Source organism: Rhodococcus sp. IEGM 1366 (genome assembly GCF_033142425.1).
Classification (GTDB): domain Bacteria; phylum Actinomycetota; class Actinomycetes; order Mycobacteriales; family Mycobacteriaceae; genus Rhodococcus_F; species Rhodococcus_F globerula.
Map to the genome: position 1 here is coordinate 363,196 of NZ_JAWLRZ010000005.1, position 17,048 is coordinate 380,243.

Here is a 17,048-nt window from a genome sequence, read left to right on the forward strand (position 1 = left end):
GGCGTTACCACACAGATATATGAGAGCGGATCACAAATGCGGCAGAACAGGACTATCGTCCTGCATATAATGGCGAAAAGTCCCGCGGTAAACAAACTGGCGGGTCAGATACCCTCACCATAGGGCACCAAACGTCACAGGTCTTTGTGCGCCAGATCCACGGCCTCGAGCGTCAGGCGAGAATCATCGACCATGGCGCGAAGTATCCGCTGAAACCGGAATGCAAGATCACGGGCCTCTGTCGGCGGAGCAATGCAGTTCACGTAGCCGACGGCTCGGGAACTACCCGCCTGACTCGGTAGCGAGATGTACAGTTCTGGCATGTCGGCAAGTTCGAATCCGACTGGCACCCCGCCCATCACGGCCCGGAACCGTGGATGCGTATCCATCGGCGATTGCGCAAATACCAGTGTCCTGAACAGCGGACCGTAGTCGAGTGAACGACGCTCGCCCAGCGCAGCCGCCACCGCGGACAACCGGATATCCGCGTGGATCAGCGCGTCGACAACTGCATCGTCGGTCCGCTCGATCAACCGGGTCAAACTCTCCGCGGTGTCGATGGTCAAACGAAGTACGACGTGATGGGCGTACATCGAGGCAAAGTTGTCCGGGTGCGGCGCACCATACCCTCGAAGCGGGACCCCGATCGAGACCTCCGAGACTGAACCTCGTCGACGCAGCAATCCTGCGACGGCCGCGTGATACAACACGAACATGCTGGTGCACATCGATGCTGCCAGCGATTCGAGCTGTCGATACAGCTGTGGGGAGATGACGACCGGCGCCGAGGAACGCTCACCTGCGAGCATAGGAAGCAAACCCAACGTCGGGGCGGGTGTCGACAACGCCTCACGCCAATACTCCAAGTTACGGGCCTGCAACCCAGCTGAATCCGGTGTCGTGTCAGCTCGCGGATCGACATCCGCCACGAGGGTCGCCGCGTCGCTGGAACCGATCAAGGCAAGAAGTTCACAAAAACTGCGATGGTGCTCGGTGAGGATTTCCTCGGAATACAGATCAGGATGCGCTGCAAAATCGACCTGTATGCCGCTCGTTTCGGAGTGCGACTGGAGCGTGACATCCAAATCTTCGACGGGGCCCACAGACTCGAGATGCAGCACACCCCGCGCGTCGCCAAGAGTGATTCCAGATGGAAACAGATTCAATGCCAGAACCGGTGCGCGAAGCGGTTGCTGGTCGCGGTAGCGGCGGTGCCGAATCGCACCCACCAATTCGACTTTGACTGCCTGCACCAATTCACCAACTCGGCAATGCGGATCGAGCATGACGCGCAACGGCACGATATTCGACGCGCTTGCGCCGGCCACCCGCGCACTCGACGACGTCGGCGCCGGCGTCGGAATTCGAAGAACTACATCACGAGAACCCGTCATGCGCCCGAGATACACGGCAAACGTCGCAATGAGCACCGTGGACAGGCTCACGCTCTCCGCTTCGGCGATGCCTTCGAGAGAGGCGATGACATGTCGCGGCACAGTTCCGGTTCGGACGTTGGGCAATGCCACAGCCGTCGCGGTTTCAGCCGCCAGCGACGTTCGGGTCGGCGCACCCGCAAGCGTTGCGTCCCAATACTTCTGATCCTGGATCCAGCGTTTCGACACACGGTAGCCGACCTCGGTGTCGACTGCCGTACGAGGCGAATGTGGCGAATCCGGAGCCGTGTTCCGCACGGCCGCGGTGTAGATCTCGGCCGCTCGAATCATCATCGACCGCCCGCCCGCAACATCGAGCGCGATGCGATGCACTCGGGCGTACCAAATGCAGTGCTCGTCACCCAGAACGAGAATGGCCCACTGTGTCAGTTGCTCGGTCGACGGGTCCATCGGCCGAGCCGATTCGCGCTGCATCCAGTTCCGGGCCACGGTGTGTGGATCCGATTCGGTTCGAAGGTCTACCACGTCGAACGAATTCGCGCCCCGCTTGCCACCATGACTCATGACAACACCCTGCGCCGGTAGCAGTGATCGGCATCCGAATTCACGGCTGGCGAGTGAACTAGCAGCTTTCAGGGTGTCGACGTCCAGTTTTCCTGCGACGTCCACGTAGTGGCTGACCGTCAGTGGAACGTCGGGCCGAGAATGCTGCGCCTCGAGAAGTTCCTGCTGCTGCGGCGAAAGAACCGTAAGTTGACCCTGACGAGATGACCGGCGATCGCGCGAGGTTCCGAGAGCACGGTGTCTATCGGAACTGCCTTTCACGCGGATCTCCCTTGGGATGTTCGGTACGAAAACGGCAAAATGCCTTCGCTGGTAAATATCGCGCGAACACATAACTCCGTTACCGGACATAACGCCTAACGCCGGCACCTTGGTCAGGTACCGGCGTCAGAGGGGAAAAGCATCAGTGGATCAGACTGTGAAACCCAAAGCTCGAAGCTGTTCGCGTCCGTCTTCGGTGATCTTGTCCGGGCCCCACGGCGGCAGCCACACCCAGTTGATCTTCATGTCGGTACACAGGTCGCTGCGAACCAACGCGCCGCGAGCCTGATCCTCGATCACATCGGTCAGCGGGCACGCCGCCGACGTCAGCGTCATGTCGATCGTGACAACGCCGTCGTCCTCGAAGATCCCGTACACAAGACCGAGGTCGACGACATTGATTCCCAGTTCGGGGTCGACAACGTCGCGCATGGCTTCTTCGAGTTCGTCGAGTCGTTCCGGTGAGGGCAGTGTTCCGGAACCCTGCGCGCCACCGAATTCCGCAGTGGAATCGGGATTGGGGTTCACCGGAGCGGTGGCCTCGGACTCCTGTGTTGCTTGTGTCTCGGTCATGATCCCTGTCCTCTAGTCGTGTCGACCAAATCACTGCTGTTGTCTCGAGCATTCACGGCACCACCGTCAACAATCTGGACAACTGCATCCTTGAACGCCATCCATCCGAGCAACGCGCACTTCACACGTGCCGGGTACTTCGAAACTCCCACAAAGGCAATGCCGTCACCGAGAACGTCTTCGTCGCCCTCGATCTTGCCGCGACTGCTGACCATCTCGTTGAAAGCTGCCACGGTCTCGAGCGCATCCGTGACCTTCATGCCGATGACAAGGTCGTTGAGCACCGACGTCGACGCCTGGCTGATCGAACAGCCCTGACCGTCGTACGACACGTCAGCGACGGTGTCGTCGTCCGCGATGTGCACGCGCAGTGTTACTTCGTCGCCACAGGTCGGGTTGACGTGATGAACCTCGGCGCCGAACGGCTCACGAAGGCCGCGGCCGTGCGGATGTTTGTAGTGATCGAGGATCACTTCCTGATACATCTGCTCCATACGCATGATTCAGTTCAACTCCCCTGCAACACCGAAAAATTCCTGGGCACGCTTGATCGCCGCAACCAGCACGTCGATTTCCTCAGCGGTGTTGTAGAGGGCAAACGACGCACGGGCCGTAGCCGCGACCCCGAGGCGGCGGTGCAGTGGCCAGGCGCAGTGGTGTCCGACGCGGATGGCTACACCCTCGTCGTCGAGAATCTGACCGAGATCGTGGGCATGGATGCCGTCGACGACAAACGAGATTGCGCCGCCGCGATTTTCAGCGGTCTGCGGACCCACGATGCGTAGGCCGTCGATTGTCGAGAGCTTCGCGAGTGCGGCTTCGATCAGCGCATGCTCGTGTGCGGCAATGGCATCCATACCGACATCGCTGAGATAGCGCACCGCAGCACCGAGACCGATAACCTGCGAGACCATCTGCGTTCCTGCCTCGAACCGCTGTGGTGCCGGCGCATACGTGCTGGCCTCCATCGTGACCGTTTCGATCATCGATCCGCCCGTGATGAACGGAGGCATCGCGGCCAGCAACTCGGCCTTGCCGTACAGAACACCGATGCCGGTGGGGCCGAGCATCTTGTGCCCCGAGAAGGCTGCATAGTCGACATCGAGCGCATGGAAGTCCACTGCCATGTGCGGAACCGACTGGCACGCATCGAGAACCACCAGAGCGCCGACCGCGCGGGCCCGACGAACCAATTCCTCGACGGGCGCGATCGCGCCTGTCACGTTGGACTGATGCGTGAAGGCAACAACCTTGACGGCGTCGGTCAATTCGAGCGAATCGAGATCGATCCGGCCGTCGTCCGTGACCGCGTACCACTTCAACGTAGCGCCGGTACGCCGCGCAAGTTCCTGCCACGGAACAAGATTGGCGTGATGCTCGAGTTCGGTGATGACGATCTCGTCGCCAGGCCCGACGTGCCGATCGAAGCGGTCGTCACCGAGAACATATGTCACCAGGTTCAGCGCTTCGGTGGCGTTCTTGGTGAAGACGAGTTCGTCGGAATCAGCCCCGACGAACTCCGCGATCAAAGCTCGCGCGTCCTCGTAGGCGTCGGTAGCCTCTTCGGCCAGCTGATGAGCACCCCGGTGCACCGCTGCGTTGCACGTGGTGAGAAATTCCCGCTCGGCGTCGAGCACCTGGAGTGGCCGTTGCGACGTGGCACCGGAATCCAAGTACACCAAAGGTTTTCCGTCGCGCACCGTACGTCCCAGGATAGGGAAATCTTCCCGAATCCTGGTGACGTCGAGCTCGCGCACCGAGGTGGTCATCGCGCTTATGCTCCCTGGGTTGCTGAAGCGTCCGCTGTGAAACGAACGTATCCGTTGGTCTCTAGCTCATCAGCCAATTCCGGTCCGCCGGACTCGACGATGCGGCCACCGACAAAGACGTGAACGAAATCGGGAGCGATGTAGCGCAGGATGCGCGTGTAGTGCGTGATCAGCAGAACGCCGCCGTTCTCGCGCTCCTTGTAGCGGTTGACGCCCTCGGAAACGGTGCGCAGCGCGTCGACGTCGAGACCGGAGTCGGTCTCGTCGAGGATCGCGATCTTCGGCTTGAGCATGCCCAACTGAAGGATCTCGTGGCGCTTCTTCTCGCCGCCGGAGAAACCTTCGTTCACGGAACGCTCGATGAACGCGGGATCGATCTCGAGCTCGTTGAGAGCTTCCTTCACTTCCTTGACCCAGTGGCGAAGCTTGGGGGCTTCGCCGCGCACTGCGGTAGCTGCGGTGCGCAGGAAGTTGGACATGGAGACGCCGGGAACCTCGACGGGGTACTGCATCGCCAGGAACAGGCCGGCGCGAGCGCGCTCGTCGACGCTCATCTCGAGGACGTTCTCACCGTTGAGGGTGATGGAACCGGAAGTGACCTGGTACTTCGGGTGACCTGCGATGGCGTACGACAGCGTCGACTTGCCCGAGCCATTGGGGCCCATGATCGCGTGCGTCTCACCGGAGCGGACCGTCAGGTCGACACCTTTGAGGATCTGGATGGGCTCGGCGTTGGCGTCGCTGTTGGCAACCTCGACGTGCAGGTCACGAACCTCGAGGACCGAGGTGGCCGGTGTGGTGCTGTTGTCACTGGTAGACATGAAATTCCTTCAAGATGAGAAGTATGAGGGCGGTCAGGAGCCGACTGCTGCGAGTTCGGCTTCGACTGCGGCTTCGAGGCGATCGCGCACCTCGGGAACAGCGATCTTGTTGATGATCTCGTGGAAGAACCCACGCACGACCAGGCGGCGTGCCTGATCCTCCGGGATGCCGCGAGCGCGCAGGTAGAACAACTGCTCGTCGTCGAAACGACCTGTAGCGCTGGCGTGTCCGGCTCCGACGATCTCGCCGGTCTCGATCTCGAGGTTCGGCACCGAGTCGGCGCGTGCACCATCGGTGAGGACGAGGTTGCGGTTGAGTTCGAAGGTGTCGGTTCCCTCGGCTGCCGCACGAATCAGAACGTCGCCGATCCACACGGTGTGCGCATCAGGCTTGCTCGAATTCGGATCGCCCTGCAGTGCGCCCTTGTAGACCACGTTGGACTTGCAGTTGGGCTGGCTGTGATCCACGAGCAGACGCTGTTCCAAGTGCTGTCCGTCGTCAGCGAAGTACACACCGAGCAGTTCGGCGTCGCCACCTGGTCCGTCGTACTTCACCGTTGCCGAGAGACGAACGAGGTCGCCGCCAAGGCTGATCGCCGTGTGGCGAAGAACTGCATCGCGGCTGAGGCGAGCGTGATGCGACGTGACGTGCACGGCATCCTCGGCCCAATCCTGAACTGCGACGACGGTCAGGTGCGCACTGTCGCCGAGAACGAATTCGACGTTCTCCGCGAAGGTTCCGCTGCCGCGCTGATCGAGGACAACGGTTGCCTTCGCGAACTGAGCCAGACGAATCTGGGTGTGACCGTAGGCAACTGTGTCGGCGCCTGCGCCTGTCATCGTGACGACGACGGGCTTCTCGACCTCGATCTCGGCTCCGATCGAAATGACCGTCGCTGACTCGAAGCTCGAGTATGCCTGCGCTGCAATGCGATCGGCAGGGACGCCGGCCTTGCCGAGGCGCTCGTCGTCGCGGCCGACAGTCTCGACGGTGACATCGCTACCGGCCTCGACGTCGACCGTGATCTGAGCGTTGGCAACAGCACTGCCGTCGTGCAATCCGCGCAGACGACGCAGCGGGGTGAACCGCCAGATCTCGTCACGTCCGCCGGGAACCTCGAATGCATTGACGTCGAACGAGGAGAACTGCTCACCCTTGTTCGTGATGGGTGAGCCTGTGGCTGCACCCTTTACAGGAGCGGTCGGGTTCTCCCCGACTACAGCTCCGATGACACCGGTCTCTGGCGTGGTCACTAACCCACAGCCCCTTCCATCTGAAGTTCGATAAGGCGGTTGAGCTCGAGCGCGTACTCCATCGGGAGTTCCTTCGCGATGGGCTCGACGAATCCACGGACGATGGTGGCCATGGCCTCGTCCTCGGTCAGACCACGGCTCATCAGGTAGAAGAGCTGATCGTCGCTGACCTTGGAAACAGTGGCCTCGTGGCCCATCGTGACGTCGTCCTCGCGGATGTCGACGTACGGGTAGGTGTCGCTGCGGCTGATCTGGTCGACAAGCAGAGCGTCACACTTGACGGTCGACTTGGAACCGTGGGCACCCTTGTTGACCTGCACCAGACCGCGGTACGACGCGCGTCCACCGCCACGGGCGACGGACTTGCTGATGATGGTGGACGACGTGTGCGGAGCCAGGTGGAGCATCTTGGCACCGGTGTCCTGGTGCTGTCCCTCGCCCGAGAATGCGACGGAGAGAACTTCACCGCGGGCGTACTCGCCCATCAGCCATACGGCCGGGTACTTCATGGTGACCTTGGAACCGATGTTGCCGTCGATCCACTCCATGGATCCGCCGGCTTCGACCTTGGTGCGCTTGGTGACCAGGTTGTAGACGTTGTTGGACCAGTTCTGGATGGTTGTGTAGCGGCAGTGGCCGCCCTTCTTCACGATGATCTCGACAACTGCCGAGTGCAGTGAATCGGACTTGTAGATCGGCGCGGTGCAACCTTCGACGTAGTGCACGGAGGCGTTCTCGTCGACGATGATCAGGGTGCGCTCGAACTGACCCATGTTCTCGGTGTTGATGCGGAAGTACGCCTGCAGCGGGATGTCCACGTGGACTCCCGGCGGGACGTAGATGAACGAGCCACCGGACCACACCGCGGTGTTCAGCGCGGAGAACTTGTTGTCGCCGGCCGGGATGACCGATCCGAAGTACTCCTTGAACAGCTCCGGGTGCTGCTTGAGACCGGTGTCGGTGTCGAGGAAGATGACGCCCTGCTGCTCGAGATCCTCACGGATCGAGTGGTAGACGACCTCGGACTCGTACTGAGCGGCAACACCGGCAACAAGGCGCTGCTTCTCCGCCTCGGGGATGCCGAGCTTGTCGTACGTGTTCTTGATGTCCTCGGGCAGGTCTTCCCACGACTCGGCCTGCTTCTCGCTGGACCGGACGAAGTACTTGATGTTGTCGAAGTGGATACCTTCGAGGTCACTGCCCCAGTTCGGCATCGGCTTCTTGTCGAAGGTGCGCAGAGCCTTGAGGCGGATGTCGAGCATCCACTCCGGCTCGCTCTTCTTCGCGGAAATATCCCGCACGACAGCCTCGGAGAGTCCGCGCTGTGCGCTGGCTCCGGCTACGTCGGAATCGGACCAGCCGTAGCCGTAGTGACCGAGGGACGCGATGGCCTCTTCCTGCGATAGCGGCTCGGTGCCTGCAGCTGCAGTGGTAGTCGCCTGGTCTGATGTGACGGTCATGCGAGCTCCTTCCGGAGTCTTGTTACTTGACGGCTGCTCCGCAGCGACGAGGGCTGAATTCGACGCGAGGAACATTTCTGACTGTGAAGAACTAGCGAAAAACTTTGGGAACTAACGGATCGGGAGGTTTCATCTACTCCCGTTCGATACGAGGGGAACGTGTGTCGTGCAGGCGCAGTCACCGTTCGCGATGGTGGCCAAACGCTGAACGTGCGTGCCGAGCAGTTGCCGGAACGCTTCCTGTTCCGCGTCACACAGTTCCGGAAACTCCTCTGCCACATGGGAAACCGGGCAGTGGTGCTGGCAGATCTGCACGCCGTTACCCACCGGCCTGGTCGACGCGGCAAATCCGACGGCGCTGAAAGCGTCAGCAATGGCATCTGCCGTCTCCGCAACGGCGCCGAGGTCGGCGGGATCTGCCGGTTCGACATCTCCCACAATTGCCTGCACCCGCCGCTTGGCGAATTCCTCGATCGCGGCGTCTCCACCGATTTCGCGGAGTTGGCGCATTGCCGCGCCGGCAAGATCGTCGTACGCGTGACCGAGACGCCCACGTCCTGTGGCGGTGATCTGAAATTGCTTGGCGGGACGCCCGCGTCCACGCTGACGGAGCGACGACGCGGATGCGGCGCGGGCTTCACCGGACTCGATCAACGCGTCCAGGTGACGCCTGACACCGGCCGCACTCAAACCGAGTCGCGTGCCGATTTCGGAGGCTGTAATGGGCCCTTCTTCGAGGAGCAGTTTGACCACCGCTGCCCGAGTCTGGCCTTCGACACCCACCGCTACCGGCATTACGACAGGACTCTGCGAGGCAGCTGCAGTGGACTGACCTGCAGCTTCCTTGCTTTGAGTGCGAGTCGCATTTCTTTTCACAACACAAGTGTGACGGAATTCTTTTCGCAGGTCTACTAAGGGCAACCTGCATTACATTTGGGAATAGGCGGACTGCCCGCATTGTTCACAGTTGTCCGAGCCCTGCGCACGAGCCGCTAGGCTTCCTGGGTGCCGCAGACCCCCACGCAGAAGACGACCGCGCAGTCGACCCGCGCGATCCTGCTGGACAAGCCGAAACAACTTGTCCTCTCCACCCTCGGTGTCCGGCCGTTCGGATCCAAGCCCCGGCAATCCGTGATGGCGACGCTGCACGGCGACGAGGACGAGCGCCCCGGTCTGAACGAGAAGGAGACCGCTCAGCTTCGCGGAATCAGGCGTTTCGGCGCGACAGGCACCGTGTTGATGGCGGTTGGCGCACTCGGTGCGGGTGCGCAGCCTGTACTCCAGAATCCGACGGCCGGACTACGGGTGCTGAGTCTCCCCGGACGAATGCCGACTGTCTCGTTGACGATGACAATGACCGGAACTGTTCTGGTTGTCCTAGCGTGGCTCATGTTGGGCCGATTTGCCGTCGGTGATCTGCGAACTCGCGCCGGCGCGCCGCGCCGCATGAGCAGATCACAACTGGACCGCACGCTGTTGCTGTGGATTTTGCCGCTGACCGTCGCACCGCCGATGTTCAGTCGCGATGTGTATTCGTACCTGGCGCAGAGTGAGATCGCGGCACGCGGACTCGATCCGTATCTCATCGGCCCCAAAGCCGCGCTCGGCGTCGATCACGTGCTCACCAGAACTGTTCCGACGATCTGGCGTGACACCCCGGCACCGTACGGACCGTTCTTTCTGTGGCTTGGACGCGGCATCAGTTCGCTGACCGGCGACAACATCGTTGCCGGAATCTTCCTGCATCGCCTGCTCGTTCTGGTCGGCGTTGCGTTGATCGTGTGGGCCCTGCCCCGACTGGCAAAGCGGTGCGGTGTCTCTGCGGTCAGCTCCCTGTGGCTCGGCGCCGCCAATCCCCTCCTGCTGTTCCATCTGGTTGCCGGCATTCACAACGAAGCCCTGATGCTCGGTCTCATGCTCGCCGGAATCGAGGTGGCGCTGCGCGCGGTCGAAGGCGCCGGCCCGATCCGAGGTCGCTCGCTTGCTCTGTTGATAGCCGGCTCCGGCCTGATCGCGTTATCGGCGACCGTAAAGATCCCGTCCCTGCTTGCACTCGGTTTTGTCGGAATGGCGTTGGCCCGCCGGTGGGGCGGAACCTGGAAGTCCTTCTTCTCGGCGGCGCTGCTGCTCGCCGGCGTGACCGTTGTCGTGATCGGCGTCATCAGCGTCGCCAGTGGCTTGGGTATGGGTTGGATCAACACGCTCAACACCGCGACAGCCGTGCGAAGCTGGATGTCGATACCCACGCTTCTTGGCGTCGGGACCGGATTGGCCGGAGTGCTTCTCGGACTCGGCGACCACACGACGGCGATTCTCACCATCACCCGCCCGATCGCATATCTGGTCGCAGTGCTGATCACGGCCAGAATGATGGTCTCCGTCTACATGGGACGCCTCCATCCCGTCGGCGGGCTCGGAATCGCCCTCGGCGCGATCGTGCTGCTCTTCCCGGTTGTGCAACCGTGGTACCTGCTCTGGGCGATACTCCCGCTCGCAGCCTGGGCAACCGCTCCGATATTCCGCGTCCCTGCCGTGGTGTTCACGTCGATCGTGAGCGTCATGCTCATGTCGAACGGCGCCGAATACCTGCCGTTCATGATCGTCCAAGCGGTCGTCGCGACGATCATCACCGCTTTCGCGTTGATCTACCTCACCCGGAATTCCCTGCCCTGGCGTAGCGAGAAACCAGTAGCGGAAATCACGAAAACCAGACCAGTGGACGAAGGCAACTCTGCCGGGGCTTACGCTGATTCTCCGTGACCTCGAGTGCAACAAGATCGTCGACGCCTGCCGTGCGGATAGAAGGCGTCGTCAAATCGTTTGACGGTGTTCGTGCCGTGGACGGTATCGATCTCACCGTTGAAACCGCGCAGGTCGTCGCCCTTCTCGGCCCCAACGGCGCTGGTAAGACCACTACGGTCGAGATGTGTGAAGGCTTTGTCACCCCTGATTCCGGAACGGTCCGAGTACTCGGACTGGACCCGATCGCCGATTCCGGTGAAGTTCGTTCGCGGATCGGCGTCATGCTCCAAGGCGGCGGCGCGTACCCCGGCTCCAAAGCCGGCGAAATGCTCGACCTCGTGGCCTCGTACTCCGCTGATCCTCTCGATCCCACCTGGCTTCTGTCCAAGCTCGGATTGACCGACGCACGGCGAACTCCGTATCGACGGTTGTCCGGTGGCCAGCAACAACGCCTGTCGTTGGCCTGTGCACTGGTGAGCCGACCGGAACTTGTCTTCCTCGACGAACCGACTGCAGGCCTCGACGCCCAGGCCCGTCTCCTCGTGTGGGAGTTGATCGATGCATTGCGCCGCGACGGTGTCAGCATTCTCCTGACCACTCACCTCATGGACGAAGCTGAAGCACTGGCCGACGAGTTGGTCATCATCGACCACGGCCGCATCGTCGCATCGGGTACTCCCGCCGAAGTCACCAGCAAGGGAGCCGAGGGTCAATTGCGACTGACCACGATGTCCGGACTGAGTGTCGATTCACTTGCACTGTCCCTCGCCGGGGAATTCCGAGTGAGCGAAGCCAATCCGGGGACATACTTGATCGAAGGCTCGATCGAACCGTCGACGGTGGCAACGGTGGCAACATGGTGCGCCGAACAAAATGTCCTGATCAATGACATTCGCGTCGATCAACGTAGTTTGGAAGACGTCTTCCTCGAATTGACGGGTCGTGATCTGCGGGGATGACGGGAAACAAGGTCGTGAACAAAGCCGTGTCGAATAGCCAGAACAATGCTTCGGCGAACAGCGCCCGGGACCGACGGTTGGCTGACAATCGCTTCGAGCCCGGTACGTTCTCCCCCGATCCTCGCCCCAACTCTGCGGCGAAGATGATGGCGGCTCAGACCAAGCTCGAATTGACGTTGTTGCTGCGCAACGGCGAGCAGTTACTGCTGACGATGCTGATTCCCATCACGCTGCTGATCGGACTGTCCCTCCTGCCCCTGGGCGATCTGGGCGATTCAAGGGTCAGCAAAGTATTGCCCGGCGTCATGATGGTGGCGGTGATGTCCACCGGATTCACCGGGCAGGCAATCGCAGTGGGCTTCGACCGCCGATACGGCGCACTCAAACGTCTTGGCGCTACACCACTTCCGCGGTGGGGAATCATCGCCGGCAAGAGCGCAGCCGTCATCATCGTCGTGGCATTGCAATCGGTCATACTCGGCCTGATCTCCCTGGCGCTTGGTTGGCGCCCGACGCCGACGGAACTGGCGATCGGCGCGGTGGTCATCGCGCTGGGAACCGTTACCTTCACCGCACTCGGACTGCTCCTCGGCGGCACATTGCGTGCGGAAATCGTTCTGGCACTTGCCAATGTCCTGTGGTTTGTGATGGCTGGCATCGGCAGTGTCGGACTGATCAGCGAAGACATCCCCGACGCGCTGCACACCTTGGTACGCCTTGTTCCGTCCGGCGCCTTGGCCCATGCACTCGACTCGGCCCTCGCGTCCTCAATGGACTGGTTCTCGATCGTCGTGCTGCTCGTCTGGGCTGTGATCGGCGGAGCCTGCGCCGCACGGTGGTTCAAATTCACGTGAGCATTTCGCGGAAGGCACTCCGGATAGCCGGCGCAACCAGTGCGCTGATGCTACTTGCTGCCGTTCCGTCAACCGCGTCGTTGCCGACTGCGGGCCCGCTGGCACCGGCCAATCCCTACCTCGGTCCGGTCGGCACAGCAACGATGCACGGCGACGCAGGTTCGTCCGACGTCACTCCCCTCCCCGGGCCGGGCATCGAACCTCACGAGGTCACCGCGTTTCCTCTGATGTCGGCGTGCCCGACAATCTTGCAAGGTTCCGACGGCCTGATCGTCTCTCTGTGCACCACGATGCTCGGTCAGATCCCGACCATTCACCTCATCGATCCCAAGGCCGAGGCGTCGCCGTTCGGCCGATCCGTCGCGCAGTTGCCCCTGGCGAAGGGCAGCCTGCTCGGTGGCGTCTACGCATACCTCGACCACGAGAACCGACTGGTTGCCGTCGACGGCAATCGCCAACTCGTTCGCATCGCGCATGCTCAGAACCCCGACGGAACCTGGCGTCTGGAACTCTCCGATGTCATCGACCTCTCTGGCGCCGTCGCAGCCGACGACAATGTAACCGGACTGGCACCGGACTGGACCGGCAATGTCTGGTTCGCGACCGGCCACGGAACCGTCGGCGTTGTCGGCACCGATCGGATCGCTCATACGATCGACCTTCCCGAAGGCGAACAGGTCCAGAACAGTATTTCGACCTCCCCCACGGGAACGGCCGTCGCCACCACTCATGCGCTGTACCAACTGAGCCGCAAGGGCGACGATATCGCCGTCGATTGGCGTCAGCCTTACGACCGCGGCCCCGCAAGGAACCCTGGCCAGTTGAGTTGGGGAACAGGATCGACACCCACGTACTTCGGGCCGTCGACGGGCAGTGATTTTGTCACGATCGTCGACAACGCTCACCCGACCGTCAGCGTCCGGGTCTATCGGTCAGATACGGGTGCCGAAGTGTGCTCCCAACCCGTCCTGACCGCAGCCGGCAAAGACGGCTCACCGAGCGGCAGCGAGAACTCCCCCATTGCGATCGGCCACTCCGTCTACGTAGCCGGCACCTACGGGTATCCGTATCCGACCACACCGGAAGGCGCCGGTCCTGCGGTTCCAGCCACCGCACCATTCAACGGCGGAATGACTCGGGTCGACATCGATCCGGTTGGCTGTCATGTTGTGTGGGACAACACTATTCGAAGCTCCGCAGTCCCGCATCTATCCACGGCTGACAACAACATCTACACAGTGACGCGCGACGGCTCAGCCGACACGACGCCACTCGACGGTTACTCCTTTGCCGTCATCGACTCGAAGGACGGAACCCAGATCGGGTCCACCACGATGCCCGCCACAGTGGTGCACGACACCCTGCAGATGTCGGCCCTCATCACCGCGTCCGGCGAGTACTTCCAGGGAACGATCTCCGGAATTGTGCGCGTTCGCGCGTACTGACTCAGGACACCGAAAACTCCTCCGCCGCGCTCGGCACATCCCAATCACATCAGCAGGATTGAGCGCGTCGGCTTTGACAGCAGTATGAAACCGCTGGATGCGAACGCGTCGGGCCGGTGGGCAATCACTGCACATGCATCTGTTCGTGTGCCAGGCTCAGATCATGGTCTGGTATCAGAGATTCATGCCGCCCGACGCCAAAGAGTTGGGTGCAATCGCACACGGTCCTCAGCTGTTGGCCCAAGTGGAAGGCGTGACTGTGGGGCTACGGTCGATTGTGGCCTACACATCGGGGCTCGAACTCGCAGTTGTCGTGGTCGCCAAAGGCGTTCACGCTGACGCGCTACTACGTCAATACACAGCGCCGGCGATCACCGATCCTGAAACCGGCCGACGCCGACCCGGCGAGACGCATGGGAGACCTTTACGGTTGAGAGCTCTCGAGGACTCGGTGCTTCAACCCATTCGGCACAGAGATGGCCAGGGATACGAGAACTCCGAGATGCAGCAGCGCGAGTACCTATTTGAGCTGACGCCATTGCCTAACGCAGAGGATCTGCCCCTCATCACGGAGTGGCCAGAGATCGGTCTCGGACCTGTCACTACTCACCTGAAGCTGCCTCCACCCGCCGTATTGGCGGCAGCGATCATTCCACTGTCATAGTCCCTGAGAGACCGGCGATTCGACCTGCTCCTCGACTGTCACAGGTCGGCGATGATCGAGATCCTCAGATCCGCCGCATCACCGAAACAACCTTGCCCAAGATCGTTGCGTGGTCGCCGTCCATGACCTGGTAGGCCGAGTTGCGGGGCTCGAGGTACACGTGGCCGTTTCGGCGTCGGAGCACCTTCACCGTGGCCTCACCGTCGATCATCGCGGCCACTATCTCGCCCGAATGGGCCTCGTCCTGGCGGCGCACCACCACAACATCGCCATCGCAGATCGCGGCGTCCACCATCGACTCGCCGCGCACCCGAAGCCCGAACACCGTTCCGGAGCCGACAAGTTCGCGCGGTAGTTCCAATACCTCGTCAGTGTGTTCTTCGGCGAGAATCGGTGCACCGGCCGCGATATCGCCGACCACCGGCACCTCGACACTGTTGTTCGACGAACCCCCCTTGATTCCAACCAGGAAGGGCCGGACGTCCAGTTGCCGAGCCATCGCCGTGCCCCGGCGGAGGAATCCCTTTTCCTCGAGGCTCTTGAGGTGTTTGGATACCGACGACGTCGACCGCAGACCTACCGCGTCCCCGATTTGCCGGGTGCTCGGCGTGGATCCGTTTGTGGTCACCCAGTCCCGAATTGTGGCGAGAATCTGCTGCTGGCGGAGCGGGAGGGTGGAGGCGTCGAGGCCACCGAACATGTCGAGTTCGTCGTAATGCGTCACTCGGAGAATCGTAGTGAGGGGTGCCGACAGTCTTCTGCAGTAGGGCGGGCTGCCCCAACGACACGCTGTAGTTGTTGGGGAACTACCATCGTTGGCGTGGTGAATCGTGTGTATGCCGGATTTTTGAGCTTGGTGGATCGCCTGCCTCTCCCCTCGCTGAAGACGCAGAAGATCATCGCGTTCATCGTGATCTTGACCCAGGGCGGTATTGCTGTCACAGGTGCGGTTGTGCGTGTGACTGCGTCGGGGCTGGGTTGCCCGACCTGGCCGCAGTGCTTCCCGGGCAGTTTTGTTCCGGTCGGCCATGGTGAGGTCGCGATCATCCATCAGGTTGTGGAGTTCGGAAACCGGCTGCTGACCTTTGTGGTTGTGATTGTCGCGGCTGCGATCGTCCTGGCTGTGACGCGTGCGCGTCGTCGCCGCGAGGTTCTGGTGTACGCGTGGATGATTCCGCTCGGCACGGTCATTCAGGCGATCATCGGCGGAATTACCGTCCTCACGGGGTTGCTGTGGTGGACGGTTGCTATTCACCTGGTTGCGTCGATGCTGATGGTGTGGATCGCCACGGTTATGTACGCGAAGATCGCCGAACCTGATGACGCGACCACGCTGATCGTGATGCCGAAGCCGCTGCGCTGGCTCGCGGCACTGAGTGGTGTGGCTCTTGCCGGAGTTCTGGTCGCGGGAACGCTCGTGACGGGTGCCGGCCCGCATGCCGGCGACAAGAGTCTTGACCGGACGGTTCCCCGCCTCGAAGTCGAGATCGTCACCCTGGTTCATCTGCATTCACAACTACTGGTCGGCTATCTGGCCTTGGTCGTCGGTTTGACGTTCGGTCTGTATGCGGTCGGAACATCCGCTGCCGTAAAGAAGCGCCTGCATGTTCTGCTGGTCCTGATTGTTGCTCAGGCGCTGATCGGCGTTGTTCAGTACTTCACCGATGTACCGCAGATCCTGGTGATCCTGCATGTCGCGGGTGCCGGTCTGTGCACAGCGGCAACGGCGGCGGTGTGGGCAGCCGGAAAGGTCAGACAAGACGTTCCGGCAGCATCCGCAGTAGCGGCCTGAAACCACCTGGCGGTCAGCGAACCATCCGCTCCCTTGCGGTGTCGCGTCGCTTCCCCACTGGCACGGACGTAGTGGCCTCAGCCAACCCCATGACGGGCATGTTCACGTAGACCGATTCGTGCTGCCCGCTTCCGACGCGGTATGTCTCGTGATAGACGCCCACATCGCCACTCTTGCCGACGCGCCGGTTGAATGCCCTCCAGGCCGGCAAATGTGGATCGTTCGGGTTCTTCGCGAACGTTTCGAGGTCGTCGAAGCTTCGCCAGTACTGGATCACGGTAATCGTGCGCCCACCCCAGGACATTCGTGCCCCGAGCATTCCCTTGTCCGGCGATCGCTGCAGTTCTCGAAGCATTCGAGGCATCGCGACAAACGCGCCGATCCACTTGTGGATCTTCCAGAGCTTGTTGAATCTCATGCCGATGATGAAAACCACGAACTGGCCGTCGATGTCCGCGGTGTATCGGCCGTTCTGCACTTGATGTCGATTCATGAG

General features: G+C 61.6%; 16 protein-coding genes. 6 read left to right on the forward strand and 10 right to left on the reverse strand.

Going from position 1 to position 17,048, the window contains the following annotated elements; translation table 11 throughout:
* Positions 1–134: 134 nt before the first annotated feature.
* From R4P64_RS17195 to R4P64_RS17230, 8 genes are all read right to left on the reverse strand, one after another.
* Positions 135–2,219, reverse strand: a complete 2,085-nt coding sequence (locus R4P64_RS17195) for a condensation domain-containing protein (protein ID WP_317821906.1) — start codon at positions 2,217–2,219, stop codon at positions 135–137.
* A gap of 150 nt (positions 2,220–2,369) precedes the next feature.
* Complete coding sequence (locus R4P64_RS17200) at positions 2,370–2,792, reverse strand: metal-sulfur cluster assembly factor (RefSeq protein WP_033232097.1); 423 nt, start codon at positions 2,790–2,792, stop codon at positions 2,370–2,372.
* Positions 2,789–3,292, reverse strand: coding sequence for a Fe-S cluster assembly sulfur transfer protein SufU (gene sufU / locus R4P64_RS17205; protein ID WP_033232098.1), 504 nt, complete (start codon positions 3,290–3,292; stop codon positions 2,789–2,791). Before sufU ends, R4P64_RS17200 begins: the two co-directional genes overlap by 4 nt.
* 3 nt (positions 3,293–3,295) lie before the next feature.
* Positions 3,296–4,561, reverse strand: coding sequence for a cysteine desulfurase (locus tag R4P64_RS17210; protein WP_095886278.1), 1,266 nt, complete (start codon positions 4,559–4,561; stop codon positions 3,296–3,298).
* A gap of 5 nt (positions 4,562–4,566) precedes the next feature.
* Positions 4,567–5,382, reverse strand: a complete 816-nt coding sequence (sufC, locus tag R4P64_RS17215) for a Fe-S cluster assembly ATPase SufC (protein WP_033232100.1) — start codon at positions 5,380–5,382, stop codon at positions 4,567–4,569.
* Positions 5,383–5,415: 33 nt separating this feature from the next.
* Positions 5,416–6,636, reverse strand: coding sequence for a Fe-S cluster assembly protein SufD (gene sufD / locus R4P64_RS17220; protein WP_045067704.1), 1,221 nt, complete (start codon positions 6,634–6,636; stop codon positions 5,416–5,418).
* Positions 6,636–8,096, reverse strand: coding sequence for a Fe-S cluster assembly protein SufB (gene sufB / locus R4P64_RS17225; RefSeq protein WP_033232102.1), 1,461 nt, complete (start codon positions 8,094–8,096; stop codon positions 6,636–6,638). The genes sufD and sufB overlap by 1 nt, the downstream gene beginning before the upstream one ends.
* A gap of 129 nt (positions 8,097–8,225) precedes the next feature.
* A complete protein-coding gene (locus R4P64_RS17230) occupies positions 8,226–8,891 on the reverse strand; it encodes a helix-turn-helix transcriptional regulator (RefSeq protein ID WP_080711642.1) in 666 nt (221 codons plus the stop codon).
* A gap of 210 nt (positions 8,892–9,101) precedes the next feature.
* Between R4P64_RS17230 and mptB the strand changes: the two genes are divergently transcribed.
* The 5 genes from mptB to R4P64_RS17255 all read left to right on the forward strand — a co-directional run bounded on the left by mptB (position 9,102) and on the right by R4P64_RS17255 (position 14,760).
* Positions 9,102–10,856: a polyprenol phosphomannose-dependent alpha 1,6 mannosyltransferase MptB gene (gene mptB / locus R4P64_RS17235; protein ID WP_045067703.1), complete on the forward strand. Its 1,755-nt coding sequence runs from the start codon at positions 9,102–9,104 to the stop codon at positions 10,854–10,856.
* Positions 10,853–11,797: an ABC transporter ATP-binding protein gene (locus R4P64_RS17240; protein ID WP_045067702.1), complete on the forward strand. Its 945-nt coding sequence runs from the start codon at positions 10,853–10,855 to the stop codon at positions 11,795–11,797. Before mptB ends, R4P64_RS17240 begins: the two co-directional genes overlap by 4 nt.
* Positions 11,794–12,651 carry an ABC transporter permease gene (locus tag R4P64_RS17245; RefSeq protein WP_092808030.1) on the forward strand — a complete coding sequence of 286 codons (858 nt, stop codon included), beginning with the start codon at positions 11,794–11,796 and terminating at the stop codon, positions 12,649–12,651. Before R4P64_RS17240 ends, R4P64_RS17245 begins: the two co-directional genes overlap by 4 nt.
* Positions 12,652–12,698: 47 nt before the next feature.
* Positions 12,699–14,096: a hypothetical protein gene (locus R4P64_RS17250; protein WP_411742687.1), complete on the forward strand. Its 1,398-nt coding sequence runs from the start codon at positions 12,699–12,701 to the stop codon at positions 14,094–14,096.
* A gap of 133 nt (positions 14,097–14,229) precedes the next feature.
* Positions 14,230–14,760 carry a hypothetical protein gene (locus tag R4P64_RS17255; RefSeq protein WP_317821914.1) on the forward strand — a complete coding sequence of 177 codons (531 nt, stop codon included), beginning with the start codon at positions 14,230–14,232 and terminating at the stop codon, positions 14,758–14,760.
* A 64-nt stretch (positions 14,761–14,824) separates the two neighbouring features.
* On the opposite strand, the gene lexA is transcribed toward R4P64_RS17255, so the two are convergent.
* Positions 14,825–15,484, reverse strand: a complete 660-nt coding sequence (gene lexA, locus R4P64_RS17260; RefSeq protein WP_033232108.1) for a transcriptional repressor LexA — start codon at positions 15,482–15,484, stop codon at positions 14,825–14,827.
* 96 nt (positions 15,485–15,580) lie between these two features.
* Here lexA and R4P64_RS17265 point away from each other — a divergent pair, with 96 nt between their 5' ends.
* Positions 15,581–16,552 carry a COX15/CtaA family protein gene (locus R4P64_RS17265; protein WP_172935494.1) on the forward strand — a complete coding sequence of 324 codons (972 nt, stop codon included), beginning with the start codon at positions 15,581–15,583 and terminating at the stop codon, positions 16,550–16,552.
* Positions 16,553–16,565: 13 nt separating this feature from the next.
* On the opposite strand, the gene R4P64_RS17270 is transcribed toward R4P64_RS17265, so the two are convergent.
* Positions 16,566–17,045 carry a DUF4188 domain-containing protein gene (locus tag R4P64_RS17270; protein ID WP_317821916.1) on the reverse strand — a complete coding sequence of 160 codons (480 nt, stop codon included), beginning with the start codon at positions 17,043–17,045 and terminating at the stop codon, positions 16,566–16,568.
* Between the last annotated feature and the right edge of the window lie 3 nt (positions 17,046–17,048).